This is a genomic window from Streptomyces vulcanius (assembly GCF_042653945.1).
GTDB classification, from domain to species: Bacteria; Actinomycetota; Actinomycetes; order Streptomycetales; family Streptomycetaceae; genus Streptomyces; species Streptomyces mangrovi.
In genome coordinates, this window is the sequence record NZ_JBHSFK010000019.1 from 17378 (window position 1) to 40817 (window position 23440).

Annotated in this window: 21 protein-coding genes; 9 read left to right on the top strand and 12 right to left on the bottom strand. The window is 69.7% G+C overall.

The features are described 5' to 3' along the window. The first annotated feature begins 15 nt into the window (after positions 1-15). Both ACFPIH_RS27325 and ACFPIH_RS27330 read left to right on the top strand, forming a co-directional pair. Entirely contained in the window at positions 16-435 is a 420-nt protein-coding gene (locus tag ACFPIH_RS27325) for a hypothetical protein (RefSeq protein WP_381173176.1), read from the top strand. Continuing rightward, entirely contained in the window at positions 432-2624 is a 2193-nt protein-coding gene (locus ACFPIH_RS27330; RefSeq protein WP_381173174.1) for a tetratricopeptide repeat protein, read from the top strand. The genes ACFPIH_RS27325 and ACFPIH_RS27330 overlap by 4 nt, the downstream gene beginning before the upstream one ends. 61 nt (positions 2625-2685) lie before the next feature. Here the strand turns inward: ACFPIH_RS27330 and ACFPIH_RS27335 are convergent, their stop codons facing one another. The 6 genes from ACFPIH_RS27335 to ACFPIH_RS27360 all read right to left on the bottom strand — a co-directional run bounded on the left by ACFPIH_RS27335 (position 2686) and on the right by ACFPIH_RS27360 (position 8957). Next, positions 2686-3576: a TauD/TfdA dioxygenase family protein gene (locus ACFPIH_RS27335; protein ID WP_381173172.1), complete on the bottom strand. Its 891-nt coding sequence runs from the start codon at positions 3574-3576 to the stop codon at positions 2686-2688. A gap of 14 nt (positions 3577-3590) precedes the next feature. Next, positions 3591-4940, bottom strand: a complete 1350-nt coding sequence (locus ACFPIH_RS27340) for an LLM class flavin-dependent oxidoreductase (RefSeq protein WP_381173170.1) — start codon at positions 4938-4940, stop codon at positions 3591-3593. Then, a complete protein-coding gene (locus ACFPIH_RS27345; protein WP_381173168.1) occupies positions 4937-5665 on the bottom strand; it encodes an ABC transporter ATP-binding protein in 729 nt (242 codons plus the stop codon). Before ACFPIH_RS27345 ends, ACFPIH_RS27340 begins: the two co-directional genes overlap by 4 nt. Further along, positions 5641-6483 carry an ABC transporter permease gene (locus tag ACFPIH_RS27350; protein WP_381173166.1) on the bottom strand — a complete coding sequence of 281 codons (843 nt, stop codon included), beginning with the start codon at positions 6481-6483 and terminating at the stop codon, positions 5641-5643. The genes ACFPIH_RS27345 and ACFPIH_RS27350 overlap by 25 nt, the downstream gene beginning before the upstream one ends. A 5-nt stretch (positions 6484-6488) precedes the next feature. Beyond that, positions 6489-7547 (bottom strand): ABC transporter substrate-binding protein, encoded by a 1059-nt coding sequence (locus ACFPIH_RS27355; RefSeq protein WP_381173164.1) that lies wholly within the window; start codon positions 7545-7547, stop codon positions 6489-6491. Positions 7548-7748: 201 nt separating this feature from the next. Continuing rightward, positions 7749-8957, bottom strand: a complete 1209-nt coding sequence (locus ACFPIH_RS27360) for an ROK family protein (RefSeq protein ID WP_381173162.1) — start codon at positions 8955-8957, stop codon at positions 7749-7751. A gap of 296 nt (positions 8958-9253) precedes the next feature. Between ACFPIH_RS27360 and ACFPIH_RS27365 the strand changes: the two genes are divergently transcribed. Further along, positions 9254-9832, top strand: a complete 579-nt coding sequence (locus ACFPIH_RS27365; RefSeq protein WP_381173160.1) for a biotin transporter BioY — start codon at positions 9254-9256, stop codon at positions 9830-9832. A gap of 55 nt (positions 9833-9887) precedes the next feature. Here ACFPIH_RS27365 and ACFPIH_RS27370 read toward each other — a convergent pair whose 3' ends face one another. Then, a complete protein-coding gene (locus ACFPIH_RS27370; RefSeq protein ID WP_381173158.1) occupies positions 9888-10649 on the bottom strand; it encodes an LPXTG cell wall anchor domain-containing protein in 762 nt (253 codons plus the stop codon). A 207-nt stretch (positions 10650-10856) separates the two neighbouring features. Between ACFPIH_RS27370 and ACFPIH_RS27375 the strand changes: the two genes are divergently transcribed. Continuing rightward, the gene (locus tag ACFPIH_RS27375; protein WP_381173156.1) at positions 10857-12455 is read left to right on the top strand and encodes a serine/threonine-protein kinase; all 1599 of its coding nucleotides are present in this window, start codon (positions 10857-10859) and stop codon (positions 12453-12455) included. Here the strand turns inward: ACFPIH_RS27375 and ACFPIH_RS27380 are convergent. Further along, positions 12442-13884: an amino acid permease gene (locus ACFPIH_RS27380; protein WP_381173154.1), complete on the bottom strand. Its 1443-nt coding sequence runs from the start codon at positions 13882-13884 to the stop codon at positions 12442-12444. The two genes, ACFPIH_RS27375 and ACFPIH_RS27380, sit on opposite strands and share 14 nt — an antisense overlap. 152 nt (positions 13885-14036) lie before the next feature. On the opposite strand from ACFPIH_RS27380, the gene ACFPIH_RS27385 reads away from it, so the two are divergent. After that, positions 14037-14525 carry a ribose-5-phosphate isomerase gene (locus ACFPIH_RS27385; RefSeq protein WP_381173152.1) on the top strand — a complete coding sequence of 163 codons (489 nt, stop codon included), beginning with the start codon at positions 14037-14039 and terminating at the stop codon, positions 14523-14525. An 82-nt stretch (positions 14526-14607) separates the two neighbouring features. Further along, positions 14608-15417 (top strand): Fpg/Nei family DNA glycosylase, encoded by an 810-nt coding sequence (locus tag ACFPIH_RS27390; protein ID WP_381173150.1) that lies wholly within the window; start codon positions 14608-14610, stop codon positions 15415-15417. 24 nt (positions 15418-15441) lie between these two features. Here the strand turns inward: ACFPIH_RS27390 and ACFPIH_RS27395 are convergent, their stop codons facing one another. Continuing rightward, entirely contained in the window at positions 15442-16719 is a 1278-nt protein-coding gene (locus tag ACFPIH_RS27395) for a GNAT family N-acetyltransferase (protein WP_381173148.1), read from the bottom strand. 163 nt (positions 16720-16882) lie between these two features. Between ACFPIH_RS27395 and ACFPIH_RS27400 the strand changes: the two genes are divergently transcribed. Further along, complete coding sequence (locus ACFPIH_RS27400) at positions 16883-18067, top strand: PP2C family protein-serine/threonine phosphatase (RefSeq protein ID WP_381173146.1); 1185 nt, start codon at positions 16883-16885, stop codon at positions 18065-18067. Between the two features lie 32 nt (positions 18068-18099). Further along, on the top strand, positions 18100-18552 hold the full coding sequence (locus tag ACFPIH_RS27405) for an HD domain-containing protein (protein ID WP_381173143.1): 453 nt from the start codon (positions 18100-18102) through the stop codon (positions 18550-18552). Here ACFPIH_RS27405 and ACFPIH_RS27410 read toward each other — a convergent pair. Then, positions 18549-19691, bottom strand: coding sequence for an acyltransferase family protein (locus tag ACFPIH_RS27410; protein ID WP_381173141.1), 1143 nt, complete (start codon positions 19689-19691; stop codon positions 18549-18551). The two genes, ACFPIH_RS27405 and ACFPIH_RS27410, sit on opposite strands and share 4 nt — an antisense overlap. A gap of 441 nt (positions 19692-20132) precedes the next feature. Between ACFPIH_RS27410 and ACFPIH_RS27415 the strand changes: the two genes are divergently transcribed. Continuing rightward, entirely contained in the window at positions 20133-20327 is a 195-nt protein-coding gene (locus tag ACFPIH_RS27415) for a hypothetical protein (protein WP_030779494.1), read from the top strand. Between the two features lie 1402 nt (positions 20328-21729). Here ACFPIH_RS27415 and ACFPIH_RS27420 read toward each other — a convergent pair. Both ACFPIH_RS27420 and ACFPIH_RS27425 read right to left on the bottom strand, forming a co-directional pair. Beyond that, positions 21730-22965, bottom strand: a complete 1236-nt coding sequence (locus tag ACFPIH_RS27420; RefSeq protein WP_381173137.1) for a helix-turn-helix domain-containing protein — start codon at positions 22963-22965, stop codon at positions 21730-21732. Then, positions 22962-23282, bottom strand: coding sequence for a putative quinol monooxygenase (locus ACFPIH_RS27425; RefSeq protein WP_381173134.1), 321 nt, complete (start codon positions 23280-23282; stop codon positions 22962-22964). Before ACFPIH_RS27425 ends, ACFPIH_RS27420 begins: the two co-directional genes overlap by 4 nt. Positions 23283-23440 lie beyond the last annotated feature (158 nt).

Here is a 23440-nt window from a genome sequence, read left to right on the forward strand (position 1 = left end):
GAAAGGGGGGCGACCTTGGGACCCGAGATCGCTGAACTCGCCAGGACGGCGGGCACGACGATGGTGACTCTGATGGCCGGTCAGGCCTGGGAATCCGCCCGGGAGGGCCTGGTCTCGCTCTGGCAGCGCTTCCAGCCGGACCGCGCCGAGGCCGTCGTCGGTGAACTCGATGCCGCCCGCGACGACCTGCTGCTGGCCCAGCGGTCGGGGGACACCGACACCGAGGCCGAACTGGCCGGCGAATGGCAGGCGAGGATCCGCCGACTCCTGGTCGCTCGCCCCGAGGTCGCCGACGAACTGCGCCGCATCCTTGCGGAGCTGACTCCGCAGCTGCCGGACCAGCGGGCGTCGGTCGATGTGCGACTGCGCGCCGAGGTCTCCGGAAGCGGCCGGGCCTACCAGGCCGGACGCGATCAGCACATCACCGAGCGATGAGCGATCTGGGAGCCCGGGCGTCAGGGCAGGGACGGATCTTCCAGACCTCCGGCGACCAGTACATCGAGGAACACCACCATCACTACGACGCCGGTGCGGGCGGACCGCTCTTCGGGCGTCGGCTCGTGTCGTCGACGACGGCCGGACCCGACGCACCGGACTCCGTACGGATGCCGCTGGTCGGCCGAGTGCCGGGCGTCCTGCGCAACCGCGAGGAACTACGTGAGGTGCTCGGCGCAGCCGTCGCCGGGCCCGGCGGTGAAGTCCACGTCGTGCACGGAATGGGCGGCTGCGGCAAGACCGCGCTGGCGTACTGGCTGTTCACCGAGGCGGTGCGGGACCGGAGCCGCGTCGGTTTCTGGGTCAACGCGTCCGAACGGATGTCCCTGCGTGCCGGTCTGTTGGCCGTAGCGGGCGACCAGGGCGCGGCGGCAGGCGAACTGGCGGCCGCGGCGGCGGGCCAGCGGGCGGCGGCGGACCTGGTCTGGCACTACCTCGACCGCTCGTCCGAGCCCTGGCTACTCGTCCTCGACAACGCCGACGACCCGACGGTCCTGGAGGACGGGGCATGGCTGCGGGTCAGCACGCGGGGAACGGTACTGGTCACCACCCGACACGCCACGTCCACGCTGTGGCGGGTGCCCGGTGTGCGTCGGCACGCCCTTGGCCTCCTGCCGTTGGATGACGCGGCACAGGTTCTGTGCGACCTGGCTCCGGACGCGGGAGATCTGGAATCGGCGCGGAGGGTGGCTGAACGTCTGGGCCGACTTCCGCTGGCGCTCACCCTCGCTGGATCCCATCTGGCTCACCAACTCCTGGAGTCGTGGTCCATGGACGAGTACGACCGCAAGCTCGGTGAGGAGTCGACGGCGATCGTGGACGGGGGTGCGGCCGGGTACGGCGGTAGTCAGTCTCGTCATCTGGTGGGCCAGACCTGGCAGTTGTCCCTGGACGCGCTGGCGGGACAGGGGCTGCCGGAGGCGACGGCGCTGCTGCGGCTGCTGTCCCTGCTGGCTGCGGATCCGGTGCCGCTGAGCCTGTTGGCTCCCGTGGCGCGGGGCGACATCGTGGCAGAAGGGCTGCAACCCGCCTGGACGGCAGCAAAGTTGGAGCCCGCACTGCGCGCGCTGCTGGACCACTCGCTCGTCGAGCTGGTCGACGCGGACGGGACGCGATGCGTTCGAGCGCACGGGGTTTTGCTGGACAGCGTGGCGGCACGGGTGCCGGAGGGACAACGCTCGGTCCTCACAGCGGCGACCGCGGAGCTTCTGGAAGCGGCTCTCCCCGAGGAAGGGGCGGAGACGCCTGATACCGTCGGCCGTCTCGCCCTGCTCGCACCGCACGCCAGAAGCCTGCTGGAGAGGGCCCCGAGTGAACGGTCGGCCGCGCTGGCGGTGCGGACGGTGCGTCAGGTGTTCGATGCAGGCGAGTTCGCCGCTGCTCTGGAACTCGCTCCCGGCATCGCGGATCGATGCGAGACAGTGCTGGGTCCACTGAGCCGGACCACCCTGGAAGCCCGGCACACGGAAGCCATGGCTCTCAACAGGATGGGCCACTACGCCGAGTCCGAGGCACTACACCGTTCGGTCCTCGAACGCCGCGAAGCCGTCCTGGGCCCGGACGATCCCGACACATTGCGCAGTTGCTACGGCCTGACGTGGCCGCTGTTCCTGACCGGGCGGGGCGAGGAGGCCGAACACTGGGCCCGCCGCGCGCTCGACGGCCAGCGACGTGTGCTGGGGGATGAGGCCCCGGAAACGCTGTACACCTGGACGAACATCATCGAACTGCTGCCATATGTCGGAATGGAGGAGGAGTTCGAACCCGAGGCTGCCGAACTCCTGAGCGTCTGTGAACGGGCCCTTCCACCGGACCATCTGACGACAGTGGTCGCCCGACACAACTATGCCGAGGGCCTGCGGGTCCTGGGGCGCTACGAGGAAGCCGAGCCCTTGGCGCGCCGGACGTTGGCCGACTACGTCCGCCTCCAGGGCGCTGATCACCCCCTGAGCCTCTCCGCCCTGTGTCTCAAGGCTCGGATCGCCCATGGCCTGGAACGGTTCGACGAGGCCGTCGCGGTGATCAGGGAGGTCATCGAGCGCCGTGAACGGGTGCTCGGCGTGGAGCACCCGTTCATCACGGCGAACCGCGAATATCTCACTGAATGGCAGGCCGAGGCCCAGAGCTGATCAGGCCGCGGCCAGGCGCGATCCACAGGCACTCGGACCACTTACCCGGTACGGACTGTGCCTAGGCCGCTACGGCCGTGTAGTGCGCGGCGTCTCCCTCGATCGAGTAGCTCTCCTTGCCCTCGATGCCGACCGGCACGTCACCGGCGACCGTCACCCGGTGCAGCCGGCGGGGTTGGCGGTCGTAGTTGTCGACGGCGTAGTGCTGGGTGATCCGGTTGTCGAAGAGGACCAGCTGGTTCTCGGACCAGCGGTGCCGCAGGATGTTCTCGGGCCGGACGACGTACGACTGGAGCAGGTCGAGCAGCTTGCGGGACTCGCCGGTCGACAGACCGACGATCCGCTGCGCGAACCCGCCGATGAACAGGCCGCGCTCACCGGTCAGCGGGTGGACGCGGACCACCGGGTGCGCGGTGCGGTACTTGATGGACGTGAACCGGGCCCGCTGGGCGGCCCGTTCCTCGTCGACGTCCTCCTCCGGGACCGCGTAGTCGTAGTCGTTGGTGTGCTCCGCCCACAACGTGTCGGCCAACTGGCGCAGCGGCTGCGGGAGTTGCCGGTAGGCGGCGGCCGAACTGGCGATCAGGGTCTCGCCGCCGTACGGCGGGAGCGTGATGCTGCGCAGGGTGCTGGCCTGGGGCGGGTTGAGGACGAAGGTGACGTCGGTGTGCCAGTGGTTGGCGCTGCCCTGCTCGCTGTCGACGGGCAGCACGTTCGGCGCGCCGTCGACCGCGGGGACCGTCGGGTGGGCGGTGGTGAGGTCGCCGAAGTGGCGGGCGAAGGCCTGCTGGCCCGCGTCGTCGAGGCGGACGTCGTCGAAGACCAGCGCCTTGTGCACGTTGAGGGCCTCGCGCAGGGCGGCGGCCGTGCCCTCGTCCAGCGGCTGGGAGATGTCCACGCCGGAGACGTGCGCGCCGATGTGGGCGGTGGCCTTGCGGATGTCGAGCGTCATGGTTCCGGGTCCTTTCAGACGAGGGCGGGAGCGGGAGCGGGGGTGCGGACGTACTGGTTGGCGGGGCGGGGGAGGCCGTAGCGCTCCCGGAGGGTCTGGCGGGGGCCGTACTCGGTGCGGAGCAGGCCGCGGGCGCGCAACAGCGGGACGACGTGGTCGACGAAGGCGTCGAGGCCGGAGGGCAGCACGGGCGGCATGATGTTGAAGCCGTCGGCGGCACCCTGCGTGAACCAGGTCTCGATCGCGTCGGCGACCTGCTCGGGCGTGCCCGCGAAGGTGAGGTGCCCGCGCCCGCCGCCGAGCCGCCCGATCAGCTGCCGTACGGTGAGCCGCTCGCGCCGGGCCAGCCCCACCACGAGGGTGTAGCGGCTCTTCGCGCCTTCCACGGCGTCCTCGGAGGGCAGGTCGGCCGGCACCTGTGCGTCCAACTCCAGTGTGCCGGTGGGCAGTTGCAGCAGGCGCTCCAGGTGGGCGACCCCGTGCTCGTGCACGATGTGGTCCTCCAGCACCTGCTCGTTCGCCCGCGCCTCTGCCTCCGTGGAGCCGAGCACCGGGACGATGCCGGGCAGCACCTTGATGTGCTCGGGGTCCCGACCGGCCTGTGCGGTACGGGACTTGAGGTCGGCGTAGAAGGCCTGCGCGTCGGCGAGCGTCTGCTGCGCGGTGAACACCGCCTCCGCGTACCGGGCGGCGAACGCCTTGCCGTCCTCGGACGAGCCCGCCTGCACGAGGAGCGGGTAACCCTGCGGTGTACGCGGGACGTTCAGGGCACCCTCGACACTGAAGTACGTGCCTCTGTGCCCGGGCGGGTGGATCTTCGCGTCGTCGCCCCAGACACCCGCCGCCTTGTCGGCGAGGATGGTGTCGTCCTCCCAGCTGTCCCAGAGCTTCAGCGCCACGTCGAGGAACTCGGCGGCCCGGGCGTACCGCTCGGCGTGCGCGGGCTCCGCGTCGAGGCCGAAGTTGCGGGCGGCCTCCGCCCCTGCCGTGGTGACGATGTTCCAGCCGGCCCGGCCGCCGCTGATGATGTCCAGCGAGGCGAACTTGCGGGCCAGGTTGTAGGGGGAGTTGTAGGACGTGGACGCGGTGGCGATCAGACCGATGTGCTCGGTCGCCGTGGCGAGCGCGGTGAGCAGCGTGAGCGGTTCCAGCGCGCCGGCCGGGCGCTGGGCGACGCTGTTCCACAACTGCGGTCCGTCGGCCAGGAAGAGGGAGTCGAAGGTACCGCGCTCGGCGGCCCGGGCGAGCCGCACATAGTGCTCGAGGCGCACATGCGCGTACGGATCGCTCTCCGGAAGCCGCCAGGACGCTTCGTGGTGGCCGGTGGTCATCAGGAAGGCGTTGAGGTGGAGTTGACGGGTCACTTGTGGTCCTCCGTGACACCGAGCGCCGCGAGGAGGCGCTCTCGGTATTCGCTGAGCAGTGGGTCGCGGTACGAGCGAGGGTGGGGGCGGTCGACGGTCAGATCGAGACCGATCCGGCCCTGTTCGAGGACGAGGATGCGGTCCGCGAGGACGATCGCCTCGTCCACGTCGTGGGTGACGAGCAGTACGGAGGGCCGGTGGCGCTCCCACAACTCCCGCAGCAGGGCGTGCATCTTGATCCGGGTCAGCGCGTCCAGCGCACCGAACGGCTCGTCGGCGAGGAGGAGTTCGGGCTCACGGACGAGGGAGCGGGCGAGTGCGGCGCGCTGGGCCTCGCCGCCGGACAGCTCGTTGGGCCAGGCCCGCTCACGGCCGGCCAGACCCACCTCGGCGAGGGCCGCGCGGCCCTTGTCCTCGCCGTCGGTGCCCAGCAGTACGTTGTCCAGCACCCGGCGCCAGGGCAGCAGCCGCGAGTCCTGGAAGACGACCGACACGCGTTCGGGGGCGGTGAGCCGGCCGCTCCCGGTGACCTCGTGGTCGAGGCCCGCGACAGCCCGCAGCAGGGTGGACTTGCCGGAGCCACTGTGCCCGAGAAGGGCCACGAACTGTCCGGAGGGGATGTCGAGGTCGATGCCGTCGAGGACCGTACGTCCGTCGAACGACCGTGTCAGGCCGCGCAGTCGGACGGCGGTGGAGCGGGTCAGCTGCTCAGTGTGCGGCGCCACGACAGCACCCTCCGTTCGACGAGACGGACCGCGCTGTCGGAGATCAGACCGAAGACGCCGTAGATGAGCAGGCCGACGAGGATGACGTCCGACTGGCCGTAGTTCTGGGCCTGGAACATCATGTAGCCGAGACCGCTGGTGGCGTTGATCTGCTCGAGGACCACCAGGCCCAGCCAGGACCCGGTGACCCCGAGCCGGAGTCCCACGAAGAATCCGGGCAGCGCTCCGGGGATCACGATCTGCCGGACGAACTGGATCCTCGACAGACCCTGCACCTCGGCGAGTTCGACGAAGCGGTGGTCGATGCCGGACAGCGCGGCATGTGTGTTCAGGTAGATCGGGATGTAGACGACGATCGCGATGATCGCGATCTTGAAGGTCTCGCCGATGCCCAGCCAGAGGATGAACAGCGGGATGAGACCGAGGGTGGGGATCGCCCGGTTGAGCTGCACGGTCCCGTCGATCAGCGCCTCCCCGGTCCGGCTGAGCCCGGAGGCGAGCGCGAGGGCCACTCCGGCGGTGAGGCCGATCGCGAAGCCGTACGCGGCGCGTTCGAGCGAGGTGAGGACGTCGGTGGGCAGGGTCCCGTCGGTCCACAGGCGGACCCCGGTGTCCAGGACCGTCCAGGGCGCCGGAATCGCACCGGTGTCCAGCCGGCCGGCGGCGGAGGCGGCGGCCCACAGGGCGAGCAGGACGAGGGGCCCGGCCAGCCGGGTGGCGGGCAGCCGCCTGCCGGGGGCGAGGCCGCGCCGGCGGCGCCTGCGCACAGGCTCTTCGGCGACGGCGACAGCAGCCGTGCCCAGAGTGGTCGTGGTCATGGCGGTCAACTCCGGTACTCGGCGGCGACGGACTTGGCGGCGATGGACTCGAAGCGGTGGTCGAAGAGCGAGGACACGTCGAACTTCTTCACGAAGCCGCCCTCCGCGAGCAGATCCGCGGTCTCCTGCTCCCACTTGACGGCCTCGTCCCAACTCGGCGGGAACAGCGGCTTGTTGGCGAGATCGGAGATCGCCTCGGCTTGGGCGAGGGTCAGGTTCTGCGTCTTGACGTAGAACTCCTCGTTCCAGATGCCGGGGTTCTCGTACGTCCACACCTGGCCCCGCGCCCACTGCGGGATGTACGCGGCGACGGCGGCGGCCTTCGCCTTGTCGTTCAGCACCGACACCGGCGCCCACAGCAGGTTCAGCAGGTCGACGACGTCGGTGGTGATGGTGCGGGCGCCCTTGGCCGCGTACTGCTGGAGGTAGGCGGGCGACTGACTGTTGGCGAGCGGCGCGATGTCGACCTGGCCGGACTGCAGGGCGGTGAGGAACTGGTTGCTGGTCAGCGGCACCAGCTCGACATCGCCGTACGCGATGCCCGCCTGCTTCAGCGCCCGCAGCAGGACGACACCCTGCGCCTGGCCCTGCGAGAAGGCGAGCTTCTTCCCCCTGAAGCCGGCCACGGTGTGGATGTCGCTGCCGGGCTTGGTGGCGAAGAGGTAATTGGGCTTACGGGTGACGTTGATCGCGACGATCTTCGCGTCGAATCCCTGGTAGTGCGCCTGGATCGGCGGGATACCGGCGTTGTTCGCGAGGTCCAGGGATTTGGCCCGGAAGGCGTTGATGATGTCGGGACCGGCCCCGAGGTTCACCCAACTCGACACCGTGAAAGGCAACTTCGGCAGTTTCGCCAGCTTGAACTGCAACTGCTGGGTGTTCTGGTAGGAGGCGATCTTCAGACTGGTACCGGCGGGCACCTTGTCGGCGAGCGGGGCGACGGAGGCGCCCTCGGCACTCGTGGCGGCGCTGCTCTCGGCGCAGCCGCTGAGACCGGCGACACCGGCGGCAACGCCGAACACGGAGGCGAGAAACGCCCGACGGTCATAGGTGGAAGAAGGCATGGGAGGACCCCCAGAGGAAAGCGGCGAAAAAAGGCAGGCGGAATTCAGACCTGGCAAGGGAATTCACGCGTGAAAAGACACAGAGGCAGAGAGAAGGGCGCGCTCCCGGCGCACCGGGGCGTCAGCAACAGAAGGTGCGACAGCTCATGGAACGATGGTCCTGTCCTGGTGCAAGGCCTGTCAACATTCGGAGTTTCTGAATTAAGTCGCCCGGGACGACAGCGTGAGCGGATCCCGGTACAGCACGTCCAGGGCCACCGCACCCCCCGCCACGGCCAGCACCGCGTCCGGGAAGCCCGACGGCACGACACACGCCGCCCGCCCAGGACCGACCTCCGCCCGCAGCGCGGCGAGGCAGTCCTCCCGGTACAGCACCCCCACCTCGGTGACGACGACCCGTTCGGGGTTGAGGACGTCAAGGAGCAGCGCCACCGCCCGTCCCGTCATCCGCGCCCGCTCCCGCAGCAGCCGGACGGCCACCGGATCCCCGGCGTCCGCCGCGGCGAGCACCCGCATCGGGTTCATCCCGTCGACGATCCCGGCCTCCCGGGCCCGCCGGCACAACGTCCGTTCGCTGAGCTCCACCTGGAGGCAGCCGGTGCGCCCGCAGTCGCAGGGCTCGGTGCCGCCGGCCAACGGCAGATGCGCGATGGCGCCCGCCTGCGAACGCGGTCCGTGGTGCACCTCGTCATGGGTGGCGAACGCCGCGTCGACCACGTTGCCGACGAACAGATGCAGCACACTGCGGCTGCCGCGCGCCTGCCCGAACAGCCGTTCCGCGTTCACCAACGCCCGTGCGTGGCCGTCCACTTGGACGGGCAGCCCGGTGTGCGCGCCGACCAGCTCCCGCACCGGCACATCGCGCCAGCCGAGCAGCGGATGCTCGACGACGGTTCCCAGGGCCCGGTCCACCCAGCCGCCCGCGGCGAACCCGACCCCCAGCGGACGGCTGTCCCGCGCCTCGGCGAGCAGCGCCGCCAGCCCCTCGGACGCCCGCGCCAGCACGTCGTACGGCTCGGCGCCGCGGTGCTTCAACTCGCGCTGCGCCAGCACCCGGCCGCGCAGGTCGAGCAGCGCGACCGTGGTGTGGGGCACCGCCACATGCATCCCGCCGACCACGAACCGCGAGTCGTCCAGGTCGACGGGGACATGCGGGCGGCCGACGCCGTTCGACCGGCGCGGGGCGGCCGACTCCCGGATCAGTCCGATCGCGGTGAGCCGGGCGCAGTGGTCGGTGACGGCGGCCGGGGACAGCCCGGTCAGCCGGGCGATGGTGGAGCGCGCCACCGGCCCGTGCTCCAGCACGGACCGCAGGATCACGCTGGCGCTGGTGCGCCGCCGGTCGCTGTCGGCGACACGGGGCATGGTGGGGCGAGGCGTGGTGGTGCGGGGCATGGCTGTGCGGGGCATGGTTGACCGTCCTCTGGAACGGGTCTGAATCCGACCAGAACACTAGGATTCCCTCGGGAGCCCCTGGTGTGAACCCTTTGGCCGGAGTCCACAATCTCTTCGTGGTGCTGTTGCGTGAGTGAAACATCTCCACCTCAGTGATCGGCGTCACGTCGAACCCGGTGTAACGGGCACCCTTTGTGTGGAGCCCACCAAGCCCCCGCCGCACGCTTTGTCGATCACCGACGGCGAGCGGCCCGGCGTCGCCGGGATAGCGTCACGGTGTCCCGAACCGTCCCCGTCTCCGCGGAGTCCCCATGAGCACCGCCGTCGCCACCCCCGCCAGCACCGGACAGGTCCTCGCCGACCTGCTCCCCGCCTCCCGGGTCCGGGATGTCACGCTCGTGCTCGGCGGCGCCGCGCTCACCGGACTCGCGGCCCAGATCTCGGTGCCGATCCCCGGCTCCCCGGTCCCGGTCACCGGCCAGACCTTCGCCGCCCTGCTGGTCGGCACCTCCCTCGGCGCCCGCCGCGGAATCGCCTCGCTCGTCGTGTACGCGCTCGCCGGTCTCGCCGGGGTGCCGTGCTTCGCCGACGGCACCTCCGGGGTCGGCGTCTCGTTCGGCTACATCCTCGGCATGGTCCTCGCCACCGCCGCCGTGGGCGCGCTGGCCAGGCGGGGCGCCGACCGGAGCGTGTGGCGCACGGCGGGCACGATGGTCCTCGGCTCGGCGATCATCTACGCCGTCGGCGTCCCGTACCTCGCCTACGCCGCCGGTCTCTCCGCCTCCGCCGCCGTCGCGGCCGGCCTCACCCCGTTCCTGATCGGCGACGCGGTCAAGGCGGCGCTGGCGATGGGGCTGCTGCCGACGGCGTGGAAGCTCGTGAAGCGCTGAGACGCTGCTGAGACAGGGCCCGCCGGCTGCTCCCGGCGGGCCCTTTTTCATGCGCTCAGCTCTGCGGCCGTCGCCGGGACGACCACCACAGTCCCGCCGCGCCCACCGCCAGGAGCGACACCCCGGCCGCGCCCAGCGGCAGGAGATCCCGTCCGGCGCCGGTCTTCGGCAGTTCGCCACCCTGGTTGCCACCCTGGTCGCCACCCTGGTCGCCGGCCTGGTCGCCGGCCGGGGCCGCCGGGGTGTTGTCGGTATCGAGGAGCAGCGGGGTGGCGGGGGCGTTCGGCGACGGGTTCGTCGTACCGAACGGCACCGGGCCCTGCTGCCAGAACGTCTTCTTCCCGTCGCTGCTCTGGACGGGCAGACAGATCTTCCCGGTCCCGCTCAGATCGAATGTCGCGTCGACGTCGTACGATTTCGACGCCCCCGCCGCGAGATTGTCGATGGGGCAGGTGAAACCGCTGTTGGAGCCCTCCGGGAGATCCTTCTCGGCGATGGCGGTGCACCCCTGGACGCTTTTCACCGTGAGTCCGTCGAATCCGACGACCCACAGCCTGATCTTTCCGCTGTCCTTGGTCCCCTCATTCTTCACCGTGGCGGTGATGGCCGTTTTCTGCGAGCTGTTGTCGACCGAGATCCTCTCGGGCAGCAGCGTGGTCGGCTTCACGCCCGCCGGTGCCTCGTCGACGGCCTTTCCCCCCTTGTCGCTGCCGGGCCCCTGACCGTCCGCACCGGCCGGGGCGGAGAGGGCCAGTACCGCCGAGAAGGATGCGGCGGCCAGTGATCCGGTGACGGTCGTCCAACGACGAGAACTCATGTTCGCCCCCCTTGGCTGCGCCTGAATTCGCAGTACTTGAAGAGGTACCACAATATTTCTCCGCACTATGCTGGTACGGCGTGAATTGGTGGGGCGGGGCAATGGAGGGGGTGCAGCGAATTGCCGGGGAATTCGGGGAGCGGTGGTTTTCCGGGTCTGCTGGTGTCGGGGCGCTATCGATTGGTCGAATGTATCGGCCAGGGGGGAATGGGACGGGTGTGGCGGGCCGTCGACGAGATGCTCGACCGGCCGGTGGCGGTGAAGGAGATGCGGATCGACGACCTCGACCCGGAGGACGGCCGCACCCGCCGTGAACGCACCCTGCGAGAGGCCAGGGCCACCGCCCGCATCGACCATCCGAACGTCGTACGCGTCTACGACGTCGTCGACGAGGGGGAGCGCCTGTGGATCGTCATGGAGCTGGTCGCCGGGCGCTCGCTGGAGCGGATCATGGCCGAGGAGGGGCCGCTGGGCCCGCGCGAGACGGCGAGGATCGGGCTGGGGCTGATCGCGGCGCTGCGGCAGGTGCACGCGGGCGGTGTCCTGCACCGGGACATCAAGCCGGGGAACGTGCTCGTGGAAAGCGGCGGCCGGGTCGTCCTCACCGACTTCGGCATCGCGGCGATCCAGGACGCGAAGGCGCTGACCATGGTGGGCATGCTGGTCGGTTCCCCCGACTACATGGCCCCCGAGCGCATCTCCGGCAGCCCGCAGGGACCGCCGTCCGACCTCTGGTCCCTGGGCGCGACCCTCTGCGCCGCCCTGGCCGGCCACTCCCCGTTCTCCCGCGACACCACCCTGGCCACACTGCACGCCGTCCTCTACGAGGAACCCGAACTCCCCGCCGTCGCAGGCCCGTTGGGCGACCCCCTCGCCGCCCTCCTGCACAAGGACCCGGCCCTGCGCCCCTCCCTCCCGGACCTGGAGACGGCACTGAACCCGGTGGCCTTCCCCGCCCCGACCCCGACGGTGGTCACGACCGGGCTCCGGAGTGTCCCCGTCGACCGGGCCGAGACGGTGACCGTGGCCGTGACCGAACGCGGTCCGGACCCTGACCCTGATCCCGATCCCGATCCCGATCCCGATCCCGATCCCGATCCCGATCCCGACCCGGGTCCGGGTCCGGGTCGGGACCGGGATCAGGGGACCGTTCCCGCGACCCGTCGACTCCGGGCGGGTCTGCGGCGCGGTCACGTCCTCGCCGGGGCCGCCGCCCTGGCCGTCGCCGGTGTGGTCGTCGCGGTCGTGGTGGCGCCGGCTCCTGGCGCGAAGAGCGGAGGGAGCCAGGCGGGCGGCTCCTCGGCGTCCCCTTCTCCCACCGTGTCTTCCACCCTCTCTCCCACCGTTTCTCCCACTGTCGAGGGGACGTTCCGGCCGCAGAGCCTGCCGCCGGGGACGCACCAGGAGGCCGGCGGGTTCGCGTGGGCGACACCCAGGGGATGGCGGCGGGACGTGCAGACGGGGGCGGAGGTGCACTACACGTCCCCCGACGGCACCCAGGAACTCGCCGCCAAGTCCGCCCTGGCGCGCGGCGATCTGATGGACACCTGGCGGACCTCCGAGCAGAACGCCCACCAGGGGCAGGACTACCGCAAGATCCGGCTGGAGCGGACCACGTTCCGGGGGCGCCCGGCGGTCGTCTGGGAGTACACCTTCACGCTTCAGGGCACCCCCTGGCACGCCCGGCTGCTCGGTTTCGACGAGGACGGGAAGTCGTACCAGATCAACACCTGGTACCAGCCGGCCGTGGAGGAGGATGCCCTGAAGACCTACGACCAGGTCAGGAAGAGCTTCACGGCGCTGTGAGCTCGTTTTCCTTCCCTGCCCGCACCTTCTCCTTCACGAAGGCGACCGCCACGACGGCCGCGGCGACGAGCAGCGACAGCAGTACGGTCGTACGCCCGCTGCTCTCGCCCTCCGTGTCCGTCAGCATGTAACCGAGCACGAAGACGATCAGCGCGGCCGTGGCCCAGGTCAGATACGGGTACAGCCACATCCGCACGACCAGCTTCTCCGGGGCCTCCCGCTGGATGATCCGGCGCAGCCGCAGCTGCGAGAAGCAGATGACCAGCCACACGAACAGGGCCACCGCGCCACTGGAGTTGACCAGGAAGAGGAAGACCGAGTCGGGGAACCGGTAGTTGAAGAACACCGCGACGAAGCCGAACACGACCGAGGAGACGATCGCCGCCAGCGGCACACCACGGGACGTGGTCCGGGCGAAGGCCCGCGGCGCGTCGCCCCGCTCGCCGAGCGAGAACGCCATCCGGGAGGCGGTGTAGAGCCCGGAGTTGAGGCAGGACAGCACGGAGGTCAGCACGATGAAGTTCATGATCTGGCCGGCGTGCGCGATGCCGAGGGAGTCGAGGGCGGCGACGTAGGAGCCCTCCTTCTCGATCGCGGGGTCGTTCCACGGCAGCAGCGTGACGACGACGAAGATCGAGCCGAGGTAGAAGACGCCGATCCGCCAGATGATGCTGTTGGTGGACTTGGTGACCGCCCGCTGCGGGTCCTCCGACTCACCGGCCGCCAGCGTCGCGATCTCGCTGCCCATGAAGGAGAAGACGACGAGCAGCACGCCGGTGAGGATCGCGCCGGGCCCGTTGGGCAGGAAGCCGCCGTGGTCGGTGAGGTTCCCGAGGCCCGCCTTGTCGCTGTCGGCGCCCGGCAGAACGCCGAACACCGCGAGTCCGCCGACGACGATGAACGCGCCGATCGCCACGACCTTGATCCCGGCGAACCAGAACTCGAACTCGCCGTAGGAGCCGACCGAGACGAGGTTGGTGGCGGTGAGCACGACCATCACGATCAGCGCCCAGCCCCACTGGGGCACGGCCGGGATCCACCCCTCGAGGATCTTGGCCCCGGCGGTGGCCTCCACGGCCAGCACCACGACCCAGAAGAACCAGTACAGCCAGCCGATGGAGAACCCGGCCCAGCGCCCGAGCGCCCGGTCGGCGTGCGCGGAGAACGAACCCGAGGTCGGGTTCGCCGCGGACATCTCCCCGAGCATCCGCATCACCAGCACCACGAGCGTGCCGACGAGAGCGTAGGAGAGGAGGATGCCGGGCCCCGCGGTGGCGATCCCGGAACTCGACCCGACGAACAGTCCGGCACCGATCACACCGCCGATGGCGATCATCGAGAGATGCCGGTTCTTGAGACCTGCCTGGAGACCGGAACCGGGTTCTCCGGGGCCGGGTCCAGCTTTGGTGAGGGTGGGCTGCGAAGTCATGACAAGCCAGTGAATCGGAGGCAAGCTGATTCGTGAACCTGTGATTCCGGATCGTTACTTGAGGTTTTCCTGAGGTTCCATGGTGTTGCGGGAGTTTTTCGGCGTGACCACCCCGTGCTGCTACCCGGCAACACCCGTGTCACACTCATCCCATGCGCGTGTATCTCGGCTCGGACCATGCCGGCTTCGAACTCAAGAACCACCTCGTCGAATGGCTCAAGGCCGCGGGCCACGACCCGGTCGACTGCGGGCCCCACATCTACGACGCCCAGGACGACTACCCCCCCTTCTGCCTCCGCGCGTCGGAGCGGACGGCGGCGGACCCCGAGTCCCTCGGCATCGTGATCGGCGGCTCCGGCAACGGCGAGCAGATCGCGGCGAACAAGGTGAAGGGCGTCCGTGCGGCCCTGGCCTGGAGCGAGGAGACCGCGTCCCTCGGCCGCCAGCACAACAACGCCAACGTCGTCGCCGTCGGCGCCCGCATGCACTCCGCGGAGGAGGCCACGAAGTTCGTCGAGACCTTCCTGGGCACCCCGTTCTCCGGCGACGAACGCCACATCCGGCGCATCGACATGCTGTCGGCCTACGAGACGACCGGCACCCTCCCCGACATCCCGGCCCACCACCCCCAACAGGACTGAGCCGACCGGGGCGGTTCGACGGTCACCTTTCTCCCGACCGAGGCGGGTGGGAGGGTGGGAAAAAAGGGAAGGACACGGCACCGTGCCAGAAGGGCACACCATCCACCGGCTCGCGCTGGACTACGCCGACCGTTTCGAAGGAACGGCACCGCGGGTGAGCAGCCCCCAGGGCAAGTTCTCCGACGCGGCCGACCTGCTCACCGGAGCGGAGCTCACCCGCACGGAGGCCCACGGAAAACACCTCTTCCTGGGCTTCCGGGACAGTGAGTGGATCCACATCCACCTGGGCCTCTTCGGCAAGGTCGGCTTCGGCGACGCCCCCGCACCCCCGCCCACCGACACCGTCCGCCTGCGCCTGGCCAACGACGCCGCCTATGTCGACCTCCGCGGCCCCACCACCTGCGCCCTCATCACGGACGCCGAGAAACAGGCCGTACACGCCCGCCTCGGCCCCGACCCCCTGCGCCCCGACGCCGACCCCGTGGCCGCCTACGCCCGCGTCTCCCGCAGCCGTACGACGATCGCCGCCCTGCTCCTGGACCAGAAGGTCATCGCCGGCGTCGGCAACGTCTACCGCGCCGAGGTCCTCTTCCGGCACGGCATCGACCCCTACCGCGCGGGCAAGGACATCACCGCCGCCGAGTGGGACGCGATCTGGACCGACCTCGTCGCCCTCATGCGCGAGGGAGTCCGCAACAACCGCATCGACACCGTCCGCCCGGAACACACCCCCGAGGCCATGGGCCGCCCGCCCCGCGTCGACGACCACGGCGGCGAGGTCTACGTCTACCGGCGCACCCACCAGCCCTGCCACCTCTGCGGCGACGGGATCCGCACAGCCGACCTCGCCGCCCGCAACCTCTTCTGGTGCCCGACCTGCCAAAAGGCCTGACGACAGCCTGGACTTGACGGCCGGTCAGAACCCGTGGGGCAGCCAGGGCGCCACCGGTGACCCGAACCCCACCGCCGCCTCCGACAGCGCCCCTTCCCGCAGCTCCCGCACCCGCCCCGCCGCGCCGAGCGAGGCCAGGCTCACCCCGCCCAGGTACGCCGCCCCCAACTCCCGTACCGACAGAGCGAGATCGGCCGGGTCCGTCGTACGCGCGCAGACCGCGCCCTTCGCGTCGCCGGACAGTCGCCAACGCCCCGAGTTCCAGGGGCAGAAGGCGTCCTCGACGTCCAGCACCACGTCCACCGGCGCCTGGTAGGTGCGCGCCTCCAGCGCCCCGCCCACGTCCACCGGACGGACGTACAGCGAGTCCCGCACCCGCAGTTGGCAGCGCCGGATGTCCGACACCAGGTGCTGCCACGCGTCGTCCAGCGGACGCCCCCGCACCTTCAGGGTGCTCGTCAGGTCGATCCCGAACAGAAACCGCCACAGCGCCGCCTCCGACGCCGGATCCAGCGCCGTCAGATCCTGGAGCTGCACCTGGCCGTTGTGCCCGGAGTCCGTCCACTCGGGCCTGACCCGGAAGCGGGCGTACCCGGTGACCTCGCCGTCCCGCTCGGCGAGCACGCACTGCAGCCGCGACGCGCCGTCCCGCTCGGCCGCCGCCTCCAGCACCCCGAGCCGCTCCCAGCCGGTCTGCCGGGCCAGCAGCCCGGGCCGCCCGGGCACCGTCCGCGCGTACACCGCCTCGCACACCTCGAGCCCGGCGAGCGGATCGTCGTACCGCAGCCGTACCTCATCCGCGTCGGCCGGAACGGACAGCCGGATCCGGGCGGTGTCGATCTCGGCGTGCAGCCCGAAGGTCGCCACCCCGTACCCGAAACGTCCGTAGATATCCGGTTCCGAGGCGGTGAGGGCGGCGAGCGGCTCGCCCAGCTCCCGCAGGTCGTCCAGCTGCCGCCGCATCAGCGAGGTCAGCACCCCGCGCCGCCGGTGCGTGGAGCGCACGCCGACCGTGGTCACGCCCGCCGTCGGCACGGAGGCCCCGCCCGGCACGGTCAGCCGGAAGCCGTACGCTCCCGCCGTGCCCACCAGTTCCGTCCCGTCCCAGGCGCCGAGGGCCCGTTCGCACGGGATCAGCCCCCGCCAGAGCTCCCGCTCCTCGGCGGACTCCGCCACCCCGCCGAAGGACAGCAGCAGGGTGTCGTACCAGATGTCCCAGTCGTCCTGATCCAGCACCCGCAGCTCGGTTGTAGAAAGGGTCGTGCGCCCCGTGGTCCCACTGTCCGTCGCCCCAGTCGTCATGCGTCCATGCCTAGCAGCACATCGCAGGGCGAGCCAGGGAATTTCTCCTTCCGGGCGACGGGAGCGCTTTCCGTGAAGTTCACTGTGAAGTTGAACCTCGGACGGGGGACAAGTGGGACCTCCCGTGCCAAGCGGCGGGTTGGATGGATAGGGTCCCGAACTAATGGCAGCAGGACGAACGCGGCGCGCGGAAGCCGAGACGTTGGCGGCCCGGTTGAGGCACTGGATGCACCGGGCTCGCACCGGCGTGCGCCGAAGCGCGGTCGACTACTTCCGCGGCGACGGATCCGACTGGATCGCGCTGGCCTTCCTGCTGCTCACGGTCCCGCTGATCGCCGTCACCACCCTCGCCAACTCGGTCTGGTGCTCCCCTGCCGCCCTGGTCCTGCCGATCGTCGCCGGCGGTCTGCTGCTGCGCCCGTCCAGCCTGCTCGGCCTGTACGCGGCGGCGGCCACCGCGCTGATCGTGGAGTCCGTACAGCTCGGCCCCTACACGGACGGGCCGTCCAGAGTCACCCCGGGTGTGGTGCTCGTCGTCGCCGCATGCGGGTTCTTCGGGCTGCTCATCGCCCAGTTCCGCAGCCGGGTCGGCGTGCCCTGGCGGCGCGGCGGCACCATGCTGTTCGACCTGCGCGAACGCATCCGGGTGCAGAGCAAGCTGCCGAAGCTGCCGCACGGCTGGCACCGCGAGATGGCGCTGCGGCCCGCCGGCGGCCAGTCCTTCTCCGGGGACTTCGTCGTCGCGGCCCGCACCAACGGCGGTCGCACCATGGAGGTCGTCCTCACCGACGTCTCCGGCAAGGGCATGGACGCGGGCTCGCGCGCGCTGCTGCTGTCCGGCGCGTTCGGCGGCCTGCTCGGCTCGCTGCCCCCGCACGCCTTCCTCCCGGCGGCGAACGGCTATCTCCTCCGCCAGGACTGGGACGAGGGTTTCGCGACCTCCATCCACCTGGTCCTGGACCTCGACTCCGGCGACTACGAGCTCTACTCCGCCGGCCACCCGCCGGGCCTCCAGCTCAGCGCCGGCAGTGGCCGCTGGGAGGAGAAGGCCGCCGAGGGCCCGCTGCTCGGCGTCTACGAGGGCGCCCAGTTCGATCCGGTGAAGGGATCCCTGCGCCCCGGCGACGTGCTGATGCTGTTCACCGACGGCCTGGTGGAGACCTCCGACCGCGACATCGTCGAAGGCATCGACCGGCTCACCGGCGAGGCCGACCGCTATGTCGCCGGCGGCTTCCAGGGCGCCGCCTGGCATCTCATCGAGGCGGTCGCCAAGGACGTCAACGACGACCGGGCCCTGCTGCTGGTCTGCCGCGAGGGCCCCACGGCCCAGTCGGCGCCCCTGGTCTGACGCTCTGCCCGTCATCTAGGTCGAGGAGACCCATGCTCACCCTGGCCGAGGTCGAGGCCCTCGCCCGTGCCGCCCACGAGGGCCAGACCGACAAGGCGGGCCGCCCCTACACCGAACACCTGCGGGCGGTCGCCGAGGGCGTACGGTCCCGGGGCGGCGACGCCGAACAGATCGCGGCGGCCTGGCTGCACGACGCCGTCGAGGACGACGCCCTCAGCGAGGACTGGCTGCGCGGGGCCGCGCTCACCGACCGCACCAGGGCGATCGTCCTGGCCCTCACCAAGCGCCCCGGCGAGCCCCCGGAGACGTACGCGAGCCGTATCCTCGCCACCCCCGGCGCGCTGCTGGTCAAGCAGTCCGACCTGGCCCACAACGCGAACCCGGCCCGTCTCGCGGCCCTGGACGCACCGACCCGGACCCGCCTGACCGAGAAGTACGCGCGGATGCACGCGCTCCTCGGCCTGACGGCCCCCCAGGACCGCTAGACGGAAACCTTCTCGCGCCCCTGTTGCCTCTGTTCCTTCTGTTCGCTCTGTTCCTTCTGTTCGTCCTCGCGCTTCCGGGCCAGTTCGGCCGGGTCGCGGCGGAAGGCCCAGTCCATCCTCGGCTCCATCACGAACCGGAACACCCGCCGGACGGGCGCGGTGCACAGCAGCGTGACGGCGGTGGCCACGGCGACGCTGACGGCGATCTCGCCGGCCGGGCCGTGCAGCCAGGCGTGGTCGAACCAGCCGCGGTAGTCGGCGCCCTTGATGAGGAAGCCGTGCAGCAGATAGCCGTACAGGGTGCCCGCGCCGAGCGCCGTGAACCACATCGTGCGGCCCGGCACCCAGGAGAAGAAGCAGGCGGTCAGCAGCAGCGAGCAGCCGAACAGCGCGAGCTGCATCACCGGCCCGGTCCACCAGGGGGCGTCCAGCGTCTGAGCGGAGGAGCTGTGGTAGAACCAGCTCGCCTTCATCCGCGGCACCGCCCACCAGGCGAACGTGAGCGCGAAGGCGAACACCGGTACGGCCGCGATCCGCACCGAGCGCCGGCGCACGAGCCGGAAGTGCTCCGGGCGCAGAAGCACGCCGAGCACGAAGTACGGCAGGAACTGCAGGACCCGCTGGAGGTTGAGGTCCTCGCCGATGTCCGGGCTGAGGGAGGCCAGCATGGCGACGGCCAGTGCGAGCGGCAGCGGATGGCGGACGGTCTTCCAGAGGGGAGTGGTCACCCGCCAGATGAACAGCGCCACCAGGAACCAGGTGAGGTAGTAGGGGTCGAGGAGGCTGATCTCCTGCCCCGGCGTGTGGTCGACGTACCGCTTGAAGAGGGAGTAGGCGGTCTCGAAGACGACGTACGGTACGACGATCCCGGTGACCAGCCGTCTCATCCTGCCGGGGCTGGCGTCGAAGCTCCGGGAGAAGTACCCGGAGATCACGATGAAGGCCGGCATGTGGAACGCGTAGACGACCATGTAGGCGGCCTGCAGCACCCGGCTGTCGCCCTTGAGCGGCTCCCAGGAGTGCGCCACGGCCACGAGCACGATCGCCATGTACTTGGCGTTGTCGAAGAACGCGTCGCGCCGGCCGGGCGGCTGGGCCGAGCGCGGGCTCGGAACATGAGACGAGGCGGCTTGGAACATTCGAGGCACCCTAGCGTTGCTTGTGTGTGTCAGTAAAACGGGCCAGGTCATTCCCGTGTAATGCACAGCGGCTACCCCGGAAATCGCCGAAGTCGACACGCCAGAAGGTGTCTTGTGACTCACACTGTCGTCCGCGATGTCGCGATTCATCCCGACGAAAAGGTACATAACGCCGGTTGTGGGTGTGTTGTTGGTGAGGTTGCGGCCTCAATTCGAATTACCTGCGCATATGTTGTGCGGGTCCTGAAACCGGCGGCCTCAATTCCCTTCGCCGGTACGCCTTGAATTGCCGTGCGGCGGGCCGGCGGCCGGAGTCACCTGTCCATCATGTGTCACCGGCGGCATGATGAGGCCCAGTTGGTGGCACCATGGTTCTGGCGGGGGTGCGCGCTGTGCGTTCCCGGGCCGGTAGAGCGGAACCGACCGAGGGTGTGATCAGTTGTGGCCATTTCACTGTCAGTGGTGCTGCTGTTGGCGATCATCCTGGTAGTGCTGATCAGAGGCGGCAGCATCAAGGCGGGCCCCGCCATAGTCGCCATCCTCTTCGGCTTCTTCCTGGCCTCCACAGGCATGGCGCCATCGATCAACCGTTTCCTCGACTCCCTCGCGGACACGATCAACTCGATCAGTTTCTGAGCACGGCCAGTTTCTGAGCGCGGCGCGGACATGCCGAAGGCCCGGGGAGAGGAATCGCACCCTCTCTCACCCGGGCCTTCGCCGTACTTCGTCCTGCACAGAGCGGGCGACGGGAATCGAACCCGCGTAGCTAGTTTGGAAGATCGCGTATGCGGATCCGGGCTGAGCTGGCAAGTCGCTGACCTGCGTGGCGTCGCACGCTTCACTCTTACTCCCCGTTGGTCCCCGTCACGTGCCGCACGATCGGGCACGCAGGGGGCACGGATGCCCCTCTCGCGCCCGTGTGCGGTTCGGATGCCCCTCGGGTGCTCTGCGCGCTTCCTGGGCCGCGTGCGGCAGCCTGGCGTCGAACCTAGCCAAGCTGCCGCACCTGACTACAACTTCGTGATCACTGCGGCGACGATGGGAGAGATCACCCCCAGCAGCGCCGTCACGTCGCGAAGCACCTGTGTCCACCTGTACTGCATAGTTGCGTGCTGTGACGCTTCGGCGCTACAGTCGCAAACCTGTACTCCATTGCTATGCAATGGGATACGGGTGAGGTTGGTTCGCTTCTTCTGCAAGTAGACCTCCTCGTAGAGCCATCGGGCGTCAGCGAGCTGTGGAAGGTTGCGCAGACGCTCTTTTGGCATGCCACTTTTCAGTTGATGGGGCGGTACAGTAGCACCCCGGTTCCTCAACTGACTCTGAGGCGTTACGGGTTGACGATCTGCCCAGGTCAGCAGGGGGCGGCGCGAGTAGCCGCTCAACATCGTCGGGACCCGCAGAGGCCAGTTTGCCGCACGTGGCCCGGTAACGGCAACTTCCATGGTCAGGGCGCCGTTTCACCTCTGATTTAAAGATTGGCCAGTCTTTAAAGCGCCTGCATCCTTCGAATCGAAGGTTGATGGCTGTCCGGGTGCTTCGTGTGGCGCGAGGTCTCGGGAATCCTCCTCCCGCACTCGCTCCACCATCTTCACCCACCACCCACCCCAGCTCCCATCCCGTCTGCCGTCGACCCACACACCGTGGAGCGGGCGTGGTTCCTGGCGTCCAGGTGGAGCGCGCCACTGTACGAACGACCTGGACGCCAGGGGCCGCGTCTGCTCGGCTCTGCCTGGGGCGACGGCAGGCGGGATGGGAGCACCCCGCGCACGCCACTACTCCGCCGGCACTCGCGAACGGCGCCCCCGCCATCTCGGAGCCTGAGCGCCCCCGCCGGAGGCACTGCTGTGACCCGGCTGCCGCTCTGCGGTGATCACCCCATGGCCACGGCCCACCCGCTGTGGGCGCGCGTAGGCGCAGTGCGGGCGGAGCGGGCCGAAGGCAGGAGCGGCGCCCGCAACGGAGCCGGGAGCGTGCCCGGCGGAGCGGAGCGCAGCCGGGTGCCTTGATGAGGTAGAGAAACCTGTAACAAGATCGGCTAGCCGACCGCGCTCCGCTCGGCCAAGCCGCGTAGGGATTCAGGAACACGAGGTTCCGAGAGTTGGATCAGGTCGCGGATGACCTCACGGGCCAAGTGGTGATCGTGGATCTGCTCAGGTGCCAGAGCCTCGGATTCCAAGAGCGCGGCTGTGGCCTCGCCAACGTGTCGCCGCTGCGCGTGCGCTCGCGCCACGTCAAGGAGGAAACGCGACTGCCGCTCAGGCGAAAGGCTCGACGCGTCGACCTCCTGGGCCACCTCCAGGGCAAGCCCCGCGTCGCCCAACTCGACCGCCGTACTCACCGCGTGGATCTCGACATTCGTCGGCCCAAACTCCGTGTCGAAATCGTTGCGGTCCTCCCCCAACCTCGCTGCGATTCCGCGCGCTCGGTCAATGTGCTCGTGGGTCCGCCCCCGGTTCCCCTCCCTCGCGTTGATCACAGCGAGAACCAGGTTCATGGCACCCAACAGCGAAAGCTCTTCCGGGGGGCACGCCGGCGCCTCCGCTCTGGGCGCCATGACGGCTACGGCAGACTTCGCAGCCTGCTCGGCCTGCTCCATGTGCTGCTGCCGCATGAACGCGTGCGCCATGCGAAACAGACTCGCCACAACCTCCAACGGCTGGCCCGCAAGCTCGGCCGCCTGTAGCGCCCGGTCGGCCGCGACCCATGCCGCGTCGGCCTGGTCCTGCCGGGTGAAGCTCGCTGCTGCCACCTGGTACGCCTTGGCACGCAGAGCGTGAAGTTCCAGACGGTCGCCCGCGGGTGCGTGGCGTACCGCCGCCTCGATGCTGGGAAGCAACCTCACGAGGTGATCGCTCAATGCCCCGTAGCTCGACGCGTGCGCGAGCGTCCACGCCTCGTCTACGCGCTGACGGAAGTCGGCAAGGGAGGGGACAGGTTCAGCCGGCGACTGCTCAAAGAGACTGCCCAGGGCCGGGTGCCCAGTGAGGGCTACGCGCAGCCCTTCAAGGTCGTTGCTCCTGTGGGTCTCGTCCGGTTCGGCTTCCTCGGCCGGCGCCGCGTCGGGCCGTACCTCGCGCACGGACACGTTCAGGGCGTCGGCAAGAGCCTGAAGGATCGACAGCCGCTCAACGGGCTGCACACCTCTTTCGACCTGCGAAACCCAGCTCTCGGAGCGCGCCATTGCGATGGCAAGGTCACTCTGTGACATGCCTGCCGCGCGGCGCAGCTCCTTGACTCGCTGGCCGAGCGTCTTGGTATCGGAGCCTGTCACGCCTCTGCTCCGGTGGGGTACTTGCCGGCGTAGGGCTGAAGGCGGTCGACCTCAGTCTTCTCGACGTACTTGGCGCGCTCCGTGAGGAAGTGGCGCGTGTGCGGCTGGCGCTCGTGCTCCTCGAACGCGTCGTGATCGGCGTACAGCTCGAAGAAGATCCGCTGATTCGGTGCGCCCTCGACCTCGTGGCATGCATAGACCAGCGTGCCGGGCTCGTGCGCCCGAATCCCTGCTGTCGTCTCCCGCATCAGTGCGTCAAATGCCTCGCCTGCACCCTCGCGAAGAGTGAAGCGTACAAAAAGCCCAAAGTTGGCCATTTCTCCTCCTTCTTGTCGCATTCAGTCTCGCAGAGTCAGACTTCTACTGCTAGTCGCAGGTTTTCTGTTGACTCGCAGTTTTTCTGCGAGTAGCTTCGGTGGTGTCGAACAACAAGGCGCCCCGAGCTACGTGCATCCGCCAAGATCACAACGCAGCC

Coding starts and splice junctions, on each gene's coding strand:
- ACFPIH_RS27330 (WP_381173174.1), top strand. CDS start 432: ATGAGCGATCTGGGAGCCCGGGCGTCAGGGCAGGGACGGATCTTCCAG.
- ACFPIH_RS27335 (WP_381173172.1), bottom strand. CDS start 3,576: ATGACGCTCGACATCCGCAAGGCCACCGCCCACATCGGCGCGCACGTC.
- ACFPIH_RS27350 (WP_381173166.1), bottom strand. CDS start 6,483: ATGACCACGACCACTCTGGGCACGGCTGCTGTCGCCGTCGCCGAAGAG.
- ACFPIH_RS27355 (WP_381173164.1), bottom strand. CDS start 7,547: ATGCCTTCTTCCACCTATGACCGTCGGGCGTTTCTCGCCTCCGTGTTC.
- ACFPIH_RS27360 (WP_381173162.1), bottom strand. CDS start 8,957: ATGCCCCGCACAGCCATGCCCCGCACCACCACGCCTCGCCCCACCATG.
- ACFPIH_RS27365 (WP_381173160.1), top strand. CDS start 9,254: ATGAGCACCGCCGTCGCCACCCCCGCCAGCACCGGACAGGTCCTCGCC.
- ACFPIH_RS27370 (WP_381173158.1), bottom strand. CDS start 10,649: ATGAGTTCTCGTCGTTGGACGACCGTCACCGGATCACTGGCCGCCGCA.
- ACFPIH_RS27375 (WP_381173156.1), top strand. CDS start 10,857: ATGGGACGGGTGTGGCGGGCCGTCGACGAGATGCTCGACCGGCCGGTG.
- ACFPIH_RS27380 (WP_381173154.1), bottom strand. CDS start 13,884: ATGACTTCGCAGCCCACCCTCACCAAAGCTGGACCCGGCCCCGGAGAA.
- ACFPIH_RS27385 (WP_381173152.1), top strand. CDS start 14,037: ATGCGCGTGTATCTCGGCTCGGACCATGCCGGCTTCGAACTCAAGAAC.
- ACFPIH_RS27395 (WP_381173148.1), bottom strand. CDS start 16,719: ATGACGACTGGGGCGACGGACAGTGGGACCACGGGGCGCACGACCCTT.
- ACFPIH_RS27400 (WP_381173146.1), top strand. CDS start 16,883: ATGGCAGCAGGACGAACGCGGCGCGCGGAAGCCGAGACGTTGGCGGCC.
- ACFPIH_RS27405 (WP_381173143.1), top strand. CDS start 18,100: ATGCTCACCCTGGCCGAGGTCGAGGCCCTCGCCCGTGCCGCCCACGAG.
- ACFPIH_RS27410 (WP_381173141.1), bottom strand. CDS start 19,691: ATGTTCCAAGCCGCCTCGTCTCATGTTCCGAGCCCGCGCTCGGCCCAG.
- ACFPIH_RS27425 (WP_381173134.1), bottom strand. CDS start 23,282: ATGGCCAACTTTGGGCTTTTTGTACGCTTCACTCTTCGCGAGGGTGCA.